Source organism: Oribacterium parvum ACB1 (assembly GCF_000238055.2).
GTDB classification, from domain to species: domain Bacteria; phylum Bacillota; class Clostridia; order Lachnospirales; family Lachnospiraceae; genus Oribacterium; species Oribacterium parvum.
In genome coordinates this window covers 396,459-408,252 of record NZ_KE148312.1, presented here as the reverse complement: position 1 = coordinate 408,252, position 11,794 = coordinate 396,459, and the positions used below count along the sequence as shown (strand labels likewise).

Annotated in this window: 10 protein-coding genes, 1 tRNA gene and 2 pseudogenes; 7 read left to right on the top strand and 6 right to left on the bottom strand. The window is 43.3% G+C overall.

The annotated features are described in order from the left end of the window. Positions 1-28: 28 nt before the first annotated feature. Positions 29-157, top strand: a pseudogene (locus HMPREF9625_RS11695) (IS66 family insertion sequence element accessory protein TnpA); the annotation flags it as partial. Positions 158-258: 101 nt separating this feature from the next. On the opposite strand, the gene HMPREF9625_RS11630 reads toward HMPREF9625_RS11695, so the two are convergent. Next, the gene (locus HMPREF9625_RS11630; protein ID WP_081637153.1) at positions 259-492 is read right to left on the bottom strand and encodes a HigA family addiction module antitoxin; all 234 of its coding nucleotides are present in this window, start codon (positions 490-492) and stop codon (positions 259-261) included. Beyond that, entirely contained in the window at positions 419-1,015 is a 597-nt protein-coding gene (locus tag HMPREF9625_RS11280; RefSeq protein WP_009535341.1) for an HAD family hydrolase, read from the bottom strand. Before HMPREF9625_RS11280 ends, HMPREF9625_RS11630 begins: the two co-directional genes overlap by 74 nt. Before the next feature lie 172 nt (positions 1,016-1,187). On the opposite strand from HMPREF9625_RS11280, the gene HMPREF9625_RS02000 reads away from it, so the two are divergent. Then, on the top strand, positions 1,188-1,382 hold the full coding sequence (locus HMPREF9625_RS02000; protein ID WP_036596594.1) for a winged helix-turn-helix domain-containing protein: 195 nt from the start codon (positions 1,188-1,190) through the stop codon (positions 1,380-1,382). A 223-nt stretch (positions 1,383-1,605) separates the two neighbouring features. On the opposite strand, the gene HMPREF9625_RS01995 is transcribed toward HMPREF9625_RS02000, so the two are convergent. The 3 genes from HMPREF9625_RS01995 to HMPREF9625_RS01985 form a co-directional block, all read right to left on the bottom strand. Further along, positions 1,606-2,487, bottom strand: a complete 882-nt coding sequence (locus HMPREF9625_RS01995; protein ID WP_009535340.1) for a carbohydrate ABC transporter permease — start codon at positions 2,485-2,487, stop codon at positions 1,606-1,608. Positions 2,488-2,514: 27 nt separating this feature from the next. Further along, the gene (locus HMPREF9625_RS01990) at positions 2,515-3,426 is read right to left on the bottom strand and encodes a carbohydrate ABC transporter permease (RefSeq protein ID WP_009535339.1); all 912 of its coding nucleotides are present in this window, start codon (positions 3,424-3,426) and stop codon (positions 2,515-2,517) included. Between the two features lie 82 nt (positions 3,427-3,508). After that, positions 3,509-4,864 (bottom strand): ABC transporter substrate-binding protein, encoded by a 1,356-nt coding sequence (locus tag HMPREF9625_RS01985; RefSeq protein ID WP_009535338.1) that lies wholly within the window; start codon positions 4,862-4,864, stop codon positions 3,509-3,511. Between the two features lie 430 nt (positions 4,865-5,294). Here HMPREF9625_RS01985 and HMPREF9625_RS01980 point away from each other — a divergent pair, with 430 nt between their 5' ends. Continuing rightward, a complete protein-coding gene (locus HMPREF9625_RS01980) occupies positions 5,295-6,929 on the top strand; it encodes a DUF5722 domain-containing protein (RefSeq protein WP_009535337.1) in 1,635 nt (544 codons plus the stop codon). 201 nt (positions 6,930-7,130) lie between these two features. Here HMPREF9625_RS01980 and HMPREF9625_RS01975 read toward each other — a convergent pair. Beyond that, positions 7,131-7,202 (bottom strand) — tRNA-Arg (locus HMPREF9625_RS01975). Positions 7,203-7,436: 234 nt separating this feature from the next. On the opposite strand from HMPREF9625_RS01975, the gene HMPREF9625_RS01970 reads away from it, so the two are divergent. The 4 genes and pseudogenes from HMPREF9625_RS01970 (at position 7,437) to HMPREF9625_RS01955 (ending at position 11,766) form a co-directional block, all read left to right on the top strand. Further along, the gene (locus HMPREF9625_RS01970; protein WP_009535336.1) at positions 7,437-8,678 is read left to right on the top strand and encodes a hypothetical protein; all 1,242 of its coding nucleotides are present in this window, start codon (positions 7,437-7,439) and stop codon (positions 8,676-8,678) included. A 301-nt stretch (positions 8,679-8,979) separates the two neighbouring features. Then, positions 8,980-9,186 (top strand): annotated as a pseudogene (locus tag HMPREF9625_RS11745) (IS1634 family transposase); the annotation flags it as partial. Between the two features lie 258 nt (positions 9,187-9,444). Then, positions 9,445-10,833, top strand: coding sequence for a hypothetical protein (locus tag HMPREF9625_RS01960; protein ID WP_009535334.1), 1,389 nt, complete (start codon positions 9,445-9,447; stop codon positions 10,831-10,833). Positions 10,834-10,935: 102 nt separating this feature from the next. After that, the gene (locus tag HMPREF9625_RS01955; RefSeq protein WP_009535333.1) at positions 10,936-11,766 is read left to right on the top strand and encodes a purine-nucleoside phosphorylase; all 831 of its coding nucleotides are present in this window, start codon (positions 10,936-10,938) and stop codon (positions 11,764-11,766) included. Positions 11,767-11,794: the final 28 nt, after the last annotated feature.

Below are 11,794 nucleotides of genomic sequence, written 5' to 3'. Positions count from 1 at the left end.
TGCACACTATCTCAGGGAGGAATTCAAGATGAATACAAAACTTGCTACAAGCAGGATGCGAACAGGGCAATGGGCTGACATTATTAAAGATTGCAAGGAGAGCGGTCTAAAAGTAGATGACTATTGTACACAGCATGGCCTCTCCAGAAATGCTTACTTCTACTGGCTTCCTTCGCATTTCCTCCGCCTGTACGGCCATGGAAACTGCCATTCCGGGAATCAAGAACCGGTGATTCCGGCTCCGGAAACCGCATTTCGTTATGCATATTGTATTGTTTTAATTTGCTGTAGTTCGAAATCAAGCTTTCTTTTTTGCATTCGAATATCGATGTCATTCTGCATATTGATGAAATATTCATCCGAAACACCGAATAACTTTGCGATTCGGAGGGAGGTATCAATTGTGATTTTTCGTCTATCATGCAGGATATCTTGGATTCTGGAAACCGGAACATGAATGGATTGTGCAATGCTGTATGCGCTTAAGTTCATTGGCTCTCAATTCATCAATGACAGAACATATATTTAGATAGTTCATACTATCTTCAAGATTGTTAATCAAAATATCTTTCCTGTAGTCCATTGGATGTTTTTTATATTCTCCAGCTTCAACATTACACTCAAAATGGCGTTTCTCCAGAACCTCTGTGACTACTGTCATATCGATAATATTTTTCAATAACTTTTCTAAATCTGAATCTTTTGAATAAATAGCTTCGGTAAAATACTTAATACGATTCTGTGTTATCATTGCATAGACCTTAGACTTATCCTGAGTTTCAGGATTAAACACACCTATAGAATGTCCGCCATGTGAATTTACCAGTTTCATGCAAGGAATATCTGTGGCACTATCACCAATATAAACTATGTTTCTAAATGGAACCCTTAATTCTGAGTGCGCAACGTAGTCATTTACTTTCTGATCATTTATATTCAAAATCCCTTTTTCAATTCTAAATAAGAACTGCGTTTTATTTGTATAATTAATAGCTTGCGCGGGCCAAAGTGCCACTCCTGATTCACCATAATAGTAGCAACAAGCATATATTTTTTTAAATTCATTTCTTTACGACATTATATACGTCAAACTGATTGATGATATCCTTGATTTGGATATACTGTGCTCTAGGCTGAATGCTTATTCAGTTAGAGATCTTCTAAAAGAATTATCACATAATGGCGTAATGAACAAAGCAAAAACTTTAGATGAAAAATTGTTGGATCTTTTGATGGAAGATGGTACTCAATCAGCAGCAGGGCTTGCTGAAATTGTAGGTGCATCGCCAAGAACGGTTCAAAGAGCGTTAAAGCGTCTAATGGCTGATGGGAAGATTGAACATGTAGGATCGAATCGATTCGGCCATTATATCGTAAAATAGGATTTGCAACAATGTCGTAATAAATGACGCAATAAATGACGTAATAAATGTCGCAGAAAATGTCGTAATAGAAAAGGACTATTTTTATAGGAGCGCTTGCAGGAGGAATTCGGCCTTTTTTCTAATGATGAAGATTAAATCATAAAAAGGACACTATATAAAAGGTGTCCTTTTAAGTTTCAATAGAATATCAGGAAATAGTGTTGTTTGGAAGTGCTTATCGCTACCCCTTCACCGCTCCCATTGCCAGTCCTTCCACAAACTGCTTCTGGCAAAGGTATACCAGTACCAAAACCGGTAACAAGCTAATCAGAGAAGTTGCCGCCATTGGCCCCCAATCCAGTCCCTTATCGGTAATAAAGCCTGCGATAACTACGGGCAATGTCTTAGACTTATTGATGCTTAAAATAACCGCAAAGAGGAATTCATTCCAAGCTCCCACAAAAGCAAGAATTCCTGCTGCTACAATTCCGGATTTGGTCACAGGGAAAACCACATAGAAGAAGCGACTCAGAAAATGGCAACCGTCAATTCTGGCAGATTCCTCCATCTCAATAGGCACCTGAGCAAAGAAGCCCATCATCAGCCAGATTACCAATGGCAGGTTAAAACTGGTATTCATAATAATTAAAGCCGGCAGGGTATCGATAAGCTGTAGCTTTCGCATCACAAGATAGATGGGAATCGCTGTAGCAATGGCCGGATACATTTTCTGAATCATAAACCATAGACCGAAAATCTGTCTGATAAGCTTTGAGAACTTTCCCCGCACTAAACTGTATGCCGCCATGGATCCAAAAAGCAGGGAAATGGCAGTGGAGCTAAGACTTACAATCATGGAATTCATAAACTGTCGTCCAAGACCGTTCATGGACAACACCGTTTTGATATTTTCCATGGTAAAAACATGGGGAATCAAAAGAGGAGGATTCGCCAAATACTCCGCCCGAATCTTAAAAGCACTGGAAAAAAGCCAGTATAAGGGAAACAAAACCAGCAACATCAGCACAGCGGTAAATACTATACGAAAAGGCCTTCCCCACACATTTCCCAATATTTCATGCACCATGGAATCATTTACATCCATTCTTCGCTTTCTAGCCATAATTTTCTTCCTTTCCAATTCCTCAGATTACAAAACCCGTTCTTCCACATGTCTTCTCCAACGCAGGAAAAGAAAACTGATAATGGTCATAGAGAAAACGAAAGCCATAGCCAGAGCCGCCGTATAGCCGGCATCAAAGAACTTCAGGCCTTGTTTGTAAATGTAGTTTGGCAGCATTTCCGTAGCATTTCCCGGACCGCCGTTCGTCATAGTATAAATGGTATCAAAAACCTTAAAGGCATCTACAAAACGAAGCATTAAAACAATAATCAGTAAGGGGCTAATCATGGGAAGCACGATTTGAAAAAAGATATGGCGATTCTTCGCACCATCCACTCTGGCAGCTTCCAATGCATCTTGAGGAAGGGACTTTAGCCCTGCCATGGTAATGATGCATACCCAGGGGATTAATTGCCAGACATTGACAAAAATCACCGCAGGCATGGCGGTTTTTGGATTACTCAGCCAGTTCATTTGGGGTACACCCACAAAATGTAAGAGATAATTGATGATTCCTGTACTGCCGTCCAGCATCATACGGAATAATGTACCGATGGCCACCGGAGCCATAATCATGGGAATCAAGAGTAAAGAAGTAAAAATGCGATAAATTCTTTTGGTACCGCAAAGCATCATAGCGGCAAAAAGCCCTAAAACCAACTCTAAGGATACGGAAACTACCGCAAAAAGAACGGTATTTCCCACGCTCACACCTAAGTTTTTGTCCTGAAGCATCCGAAGATAATTCCCAATGCCGATGAACTTGGGAACGGCATTGGGAAGATTAATTTTGTATTGAAATAAACTTAGATAGAGGGAATACAGTAGCGGTAACAGGGCTGTAAAGCCTAAGAATAAAATTGTGGGAAGTAGAAAAAGCCAAGACCAAAGCCTTTCTCCTTTTCCTCTATTTCCTTTTCTTACTTCAGTGCCATTCATACTGTATTCCTCTAACTTTCTAGCATATTCTTTTTAAAACTGTCTTATGGGATAAGTAAAATATACTTCTCTATAGAATAGATTAATGATTATAGTTCTTTGTTCCCTCTTCAGGAGGAGCCTGCTGCAAGGCTTCTTCCACAGCAGCCTTCATTTCCTTTACCGTAGTATCCAAATCGCTTTGTCCGGAAAGATAAGCGGAAATCAAAGTGTTAAAGCTGGTGTCCACCTGTGTGGAAGCAGCCACTCTCCACCACATATTCGCGGTATCCAGTGCCTCACGAACAGTATCCATATAGGTTCCCTTGATGCCATCCTCTTCCCAGAAAGCCTTTCTTGGAGAAAGAATAGCGTGATTGGAATAGAATTCCTTCTGCTTGTCTAAGCTGGTATACATCTTGATCCACTCCCAAGCCAAATCCTTTTTCTTGGAGCCTTCCGGAATTGCACAATCCCATGCTGAAAGAAGGGTGATTCCTGTTTTCTCCTTTGGAATTACGGACAATGCCCATTTTCCTACCACCTTGGACTTTTCAGGATTGTCAGCATCCTGTACTAAGCCAAGCGTAGGCCAGGTCTCGCAGACTGCCGCATCTCCGTTTAAAAAAGCCTGAATAGACTGATCTGTTCCCCAGTTTAACCAGTTGGGATCCAAAGATTCCTGTAAGTCATTTAAATGCTCCAAAGCTTTTCTGGTTTCTTCGGAATCAATGGTTACCTTCCAGTTCTCGTCAGCCCAAGCACCGCCCATGGACCAAAGCACATAGTCAAACACGCCGCCAAGCTGTCCGGTAATTCCGGAAATGGAGGCTCCATAGAAGCCCTCATCCTTCTTTGTTACCTTCTTTAGCTCTTCTCTGTACTTTTCCCAAGTATCCGGAAGTCCGTTTGGGAAAATGTCGGTTCGGTAAGCAAAAAGCTGTGGTGTGGATGCATTGGGAATTCCGATATACTTATCTTGCCACTTTCCGGAGTTTGCAATGACATTGTCAATGAAATCCTCCGCCTTTACATCGTCCTTCTCCATATACGGCTGCAGATCAGTAAGGTAAGGAGCAAATTCTCCATCCCACTGGCTGGCTACATCAATCACATCATAGGTTCCTGCTCCGCTTGTGAAGTCCAAAAGCATCTTCTGATGAAGCTCGGTGTATGGCATATCAATGACTTCTACCTTTGCACCGGTTTTCTCCTCAAACTCATCTACCATGGACTTTGCTGCATCTGCATAAACGCCGGACATGTAGAGTACTGTCAGGGTTTCTCCACTTCCCTTGGTCTTGTTTTCGGCCTTCTCATCAGTAGCTGCATCGGATTTTCCTTCCTCTGCTTTGACGGAAGTGTCTCCTCCTGCATTACCTTCGCTCTTTGCTCCGCAAGCAAGTAAAGATGCTCCTAAAGTAAGAGCCAATGCTGCGGATAAAACTTGTTTTTTCATAGCTTTTCTCCTATTTTATTGTGTGTTCTGAACAAAATATCTATTTGCATTATACTTTCTTTGTGCATCTTATCAATATTCAAAAAGACAAAATTTTGCACTATGTTTTAGGAGAAGTGCACAAAGGAAATTCATTCTATTGCGTGGAGGAAAGAGGATATTCGCTTCATAATAATAAGATAAAACATACCAAATCAGGCCTATGAGACACCTCAAGAGATTGAGGTGTCTTTCTCCTATCCCTAAACCGTAAGAACTTGTAAGATTATTCCGCTAGCAATCCTTTCCTAAAAATCGTAGTATGAAGAGGCTTTGATTTATGGAGAATGCTGTCTTTCGTACCGGATAGCGGGTATAGACTTTTTCGATTTATACCGGCTGTTTTGGGAGATTTTGCATTCGGAAGGAAAGGATAGTCGAGGAAAGAAATATGGGATTATTGGGAAAGAAGAGTATCGGACTTTTTTGTGCTCTGGCGATGTCAACACTGTTTTCGTTTGGGGCTTTTGCACATTCCATCAGCGGAAAGGTTCGGGATGTGGGAATCAACCAAGAGAAGGATAAGATTTCGGTTACGGTAGACAGTTCCGGAGATAGCAGCGGTACAGATGGTTCAATTTATATTTTTGAAATTAAACCCTATCAAAATGACCTGTCCGGAAGAACGGATTATCTTGCGAAGGGAAGTATCGGAGCGAACCAGACGTTCAGCTTCCCGCTCCATGCAGGTCCCGGAGAGCTTCGTCTCTACAGTGCATTCGTGCCGGCTGTCAAGGTTGGCGGTCGATATGAGATGATTGCGAACAGACGCTATATCGAAAACCCGGAAATTGTGGCGGAGAATCAGGATCCGGCTTTGAACCCCGGAAAGAAGGGACTTCGTGTGGATCCGAATATTTTGGATGATGCACTGAGCTTAAATATCAAGCATGCCGGTGTGGACATTCCGACACAACGTTTCTTTGGAAATGGAATCGACTACACCTATGAGAGCAAGACCTATAAGATCAATAAAGAGTTGATTGACCAGTTGGATGCGGAGGTTAAGAGACTCAGCGATTCCGGTGTGGCTGTAACCGCTATTCTTTTAAATGCTTGGAATCAGACGGTTCCGGAGCTGAACCCTCTTGGGGTTACCGAGCTGCCGAAAGAACAGGCTGTATACTATGGATTTAACGTAGAATCCGAGGCAGGCTTCCGCGCGGTGAAGGCAATGGCTTCTTTCCTTGCAAAGCGTTATAACGGAAAGAACGGTCATGGTAAGATTACCAACTGGGTTGTGGGAAATGAAATTAACAACCAGTACTGGAACTATATGGGAGATTTTGACGTTTCCGCCTATACTTCCAAGTTCCAGAGAGCCTTCCGTGTATTCTATACGGCGATGAAGTCTGTGTCGGCAAATGACAACATTATGTTCTCTATCGACCATTACTGGAATATGCTTCCGGAAGCGGCTCCGGTAGGAAAGTATAAGGGGAAAGATATCCTCCTTGCCTTCCATAACTATGAAGAGGCGGAAGGATATATGGACTACGGTCTTGCGTTACATCCCTATCCGTATCCGATTTATTCTCCGAATTTCTGGGATGATGATAAAACAGGACGTGTCAATGACACCGTAGATTCCCCGATAGTCAACTTTAAGAACCTTCATGTCATTACTGATTTTATGAGCATGGATAGCATGAAAAACCGTAAGGGAGAGGTTCGTAAGATTTTCCTGACGGAGGAAGGTTTTAGTAGTATCGCGAAAGGTGTGGACAAATCTACAGAGCAGGCAGCTGCTGTAGCATACTCCTACTTCATTGTAGATAACAATCCGTATATTTCTGCTTACCTTATGAGTAGACAGGAAGACAATGATGATGAAACAAAGCACGGACTTGCCTTTGGACTTTCCAGCATAGTAAACCATCAGCTCGTACCAAAGCCTGCCCATGAAGTCTTTAAGTGGATTGATAATCCCAGTGCAACAGAGGGAATAGCGGACTTTGCAAGAGCAGTTATCGGTATTGACTCTTGGGATCAACTTATCCCGAACTTCCGTTTTCCGGGAAGATAAACAATAGAAGAAAGATTGAAATAACATAAGGAAGTGTATTCTCCGGAAATAACCACTGTACCCTTCTGAGAAAGCCGTTTGTAGACCTCGGCACTTGCGAAAAACGAGTGAAACGAAGTTTGATGCTTAGTGCCGCAAGGTCTGAACCGAGCGCGAGCGTGCTTTCAAAGGAGGGTACAGTGGCTTTTTTGCAATCAAAAATGCTTCCGGGCGGACTCGAACCGCCACTACCGGCGTCGGAGGCCGGGGCTCTATCCCTTAAGCTACGGAAGCATAGAAAAAAGTATAGAACAAAATCCTCCCATTTGCAAGTTTCGCTATGAAAAGAGCTAATATTCGATGAGGAGTAAAATCCTAATCGAGAGTTAATTTTTACAGGAAGTTGAGATACCCTATTTTTTTGAGAGCAGCTTATGCTTAGTATCATTCGAAAATATTCTTATATTTATACAAAATTTCTTGAAAATTAAGAAAAATTACTTTCCAAGCCGGAGAAATAGGAGTAGTATGAAAAAGTTAAATAAATGTTATTTCGGAAAGGAGAGTAGGATGAAGGAGCTTGAGGGAAAGAAAATGGGAAGTTTTGGACGAACACTTGTGCTGGGAACGGTTTTACTGACCGTGGCTAGCCCCATGACTTCTTTGGCGAAAACCAATAGAGTGAACACGCCGGGAACTTGGCGTAAGCAAGGGGAGAAGTGGCAATTTCTTAGAGAGTATGGCACTCCGGAGAAGGGCTGGCTGGTCTATGAAAAGGATTGGTATTACCAAAGTCCTGTGGAGGAATTCATGGAAACCGGCTGGTTGAATTTACAGGGCAAGACCTATTTTCTCAGTACGGAGAATGACTCTACCCTTGGGCATGTGCTTACAGGTTGGCAATGGATTGATGGCTATTGCTATTATTTTGAAGAGGCGGATCAGGCAGACTACGGTGTTTTGTTTACCGGTGGAAGAACCGGGGACGGCTACTATGTGGATGCCAATGGCCGTTGGCTCAATGAGGCCGGTGGGGAACCGGTGTATATTAGCGGCAAGGGACTCAGTGCATCTTTATCAGAGCGACAGGTGGCAGGTGTAAGCCGTAGTATTCCCTCCGGAAATGTAGGGCAGGTAGCGGGAGTAAGTCGTTCCGGCGGTAGCTCTACAAGCGGAAGCACCTCCACCGGAAATTCAGAAAACACAGCTGCTAATGCCGGCAATAATACCGGAACCACTACAGACAATACGGGCAATACCGGGAATACAGCAAATCATTCAGCGAATACCGGAAATACAGCGGAGAATGCAGGAAATACCGAGAACAATGGGAAATCCGAAACCCCGGCTTCTTCCTCTAATCTTTCAAAGGAAGAGGAGGGAAAGCCTGAAGAGAAGCCGGGCAGCGGAGAAAATGGCAATAGTGAAGAAAAGCCCGGCAGCGGAGAGAGCGGAAAGTCTGAAGAAAAGCCAAGTCCTGAGACACCGGAGGAAAAGAATGTTATTAAGCTGGTGGGAGAAGCCAAGCTTAATCAGGATGTGAAGCTTTATCTGCCTAAGGACATTATGGATAAGATCGAAAATGTTTTCGTCGGTTCTTGGCCGGTTTTATCGGAGTCTCATCGAGAGAACGAACCAAGCTACTCCTTGGATCGGGAAAAGCAGATTCTGACTCTTCCTAAGAGTCTATTCAAGGAAAGTAAATCCTATAATATCACTATTCAGGTAGAGGGCAGACAGCCATTCCATGACATTACGATAGAGCTATGATCAGTATTTAAGTCTGATTCAAAGGCTTTCTTCTTATAGAAATTACCCCAAGGACAGTATCGATTTTTTGCAGCAGCCGGATATCATCACCCTGTCTACCTGTTCCGGACCCTCCGGAGGAAACCGGCGCTTTATTGTGCAGGCGGCTTTGGAAGAGGTTTATCAGAACGGATAAAGAGCATTCGTTTCAGTGTAGAACAAAGAATGAAGAAGAAACAGTCTTGCCTGTGTTTTTCCATTTTAAGCTTTCGTAAAGTGAAGAATGGGAAATGCCACAGAGCAGGGCTGTTTTTTGATTTTTGAGTGGAATAAATCGGTAACTCATAAGAACAGGATTTACATCTCCTATGACTCCACCAATAAGAACTGTCAGGCGGGAGATATCGATCTCGCAGAATTCGGACATGCAAAGGTTGATAAGAGTAAGCCGATTATCAACTATAGCGTGGGCTATGACAGAACAAACCGGATTCCCTTGTGGTATGAGGCATATCCTGGAAGTATTGTAGTACAGAAGAAATCATCGCCTTCTTGGAAGGCAAGAATGTGGGTGACGATGAGGAGTAAAATCCTAATCGAGAGTTAATTTTTACAGGAAGTTGAGATTGAATGAGCTCATAGTCTTGGCAGATTATATTATTGTATTAAAAAATACAAAAAAATCAGGAGGAAAAGATATTGCTTTAAAACCTTCTTTTCGGGTACTATAGGACTAATTGAAAAAAGTTTCGCTGATGCGTTGTTGAAGGGCAAAGTGGAGGTAGAGATGAAAAGAGGTCTTTTGGGTTCTGCGGTAGTATCTTTTGTACTGGCGATGGCTTTGGCTTCTTGCGGAGCTTCCGGAGTTAAAGAGGAGGAAACAAAGGGGACGACCGCTGTAACGGAAGCGGTACAGGAAGTGAAGAAAGAGAAGGAAGAAGTTAAGGAAGAAACTGGTTCCTCTGAGAAAGAAGAGGCTTTTCAAGAAGATGCGGCGAAGAGACGGGGAGAAGCGGAATTTAAGGATTCTGCTGAGAAGACAGCAAGCTATTTAAACCATTACTTTAAGATTGATCTTAAAGCCGAAACGGACGCCAAAGCTTTTTCTGAAGCTTTGAAAGCGATTACGGAGAAAGATATAGCGGTAGAAGGGGAACTTGACCGAAGCACAGCGGTATCTGCGGCAATAAAGGCTGCAGGATACGAAGAGCTTGCTTTAACCTATACTACGGAGAAAGCGAAAGAAAGACTGAAACAATACGGATTGGAAGGGGAAGGGGATCATCTTTCTCTTATTGCTTGTGCTTTGGATGTGGATTTAATTAGTCCGGAGGAAGCTATGCTGCTTTTAAAGAATGAGAAGCCGGATAAAGCTTCTTTCGATACACTTCTTATGAAGGTCGCAGACGCAGTAGGAAAAGGAAGAAACTATCTGGGGCTTGCCAGTGATCCGGACATTTTCGGAAAGCTCGAGAAAGAGTGGAATTCTTTCCAGCTTTTTGATGACGAGACGCTTTCAGAGGTGGGAAGACAGGCGGTGGAGCAGAAGATTACAACCGGTTATGGTTTAAAGTCTGCCGCTTATGATGCAAGATTTTTGCCGGAGCTTACCTTGCAATATGGGCACTCGGATATACTTCATGCTCAGCAGTTAATCGGACTTTTAGACAGTGAAAATATCAATGCCAGAATCCAGCTGGAACCGAAAATCAGCATTTATCAGTATTTACTGGATTGGGGCCCTGTTCCGGATCCGACTCCGACCTATGAGGTTAAGAAATTCAGCGATGACTTATATTTGGTTTATGCTGTGGAATACGACTTGAAGTTGGAATTTGCTGATACGGAAGACCTTATGGCGTTTGATAAGCTTATCAAGACATTTGCCAAGAAGAATTCGGAAAATGCCGACCTAAAGGGCTTAATCTACGGTTCCTGGTGGCAACCGCTTTACAGTACGGTGAGAGAGGATATGCCGAAAGAGGATTATCACAAGATTTATGACTGCGTAGTGACAAACGGCAACTATTCCATTCATCCCTTTACCACGGAAGAGAAAAAGGATGAGGTGCTTAAGCGCCTTTCCGCGCTTTCTGAAGGCCTTTCCGTGGAACCGGAGAAACGCTATGTAAATACGGCATTTTACAATTATTTGACCGGAGAAGATTATCAATAAATAAGAAAGATTCCCTGCGTACCGTGCTGTCATGTTTGGAGATTCATTCTCGGAAATGACGGTGCGGGGAGCAGGAAATTGTTTTTAAGAGGGGAGTAAGAGATGACAAAGCTTTATGAAAGACTGGAGAGATGTTATAAGAGTATAGAGGATAAGATTCCTTTTCGCCCTCGTCTTGCCCTGGTTCTGGGATCGGGGCTGGGAGACTTTGCGGAGAGAATCGAGATTGAGGCAAGTATCGACTACCATGATATTGCCGATTTTCCGGTTTCTACCGTAAGCGGCCATAAAGGAAGATTTGTCTTTGGGCATATCGGATTGGTTCCGGTAGTGATCATGCAGGGAAGAGTGCATTACTATGAGGGATACTCCATGGAAGATGTGGTGCTTCCTGCTCGTCTTATGCATCTTATGGGAGCGGAGATCCTTTTCTTAACCAATGCCTGCGGCTCTGCAAATCCTGCTTATCAGGCAGGGGACTTTATGCTCCTTACCGACCACATTTTATATTCCGTTCCGAATCCTTTGATCGGGGCAAATGCGGAGGAACTTGGTGTGCGCTTCCCGGATATGTCGGAGGTCTATGACAAGGAGCTTCGAAAGGAGATTCTGACTGTTGCACAGGAGCAGGGGCTTTCTCTTCGAGAGGGTGTGTATATGCAGTTTAGCGGTCCGAGCTTTGAAACACCGGCAGAGGTTCGCATGGCCCATATTTTAGGGGCTGATGCGGTAGGAATGAGTACAGCCTGTGAGGCAATTGCAGGACGTCACTGCGGTATGCGTATCTGCGGTATTTCCTGCATATCGAACCTTGGGGCAGGACTATCCAAAGAGCCTTTAAGCGATGAGGATGTGAAGATTGTTGCGGATCAGGCGGCACCTCGCTTTAGAAAACTCGTTACAGAAGCGATTCAGCGTATGGCAAAAGCATAAGAAGAGCGTTTATGGAATAGGAAGACGG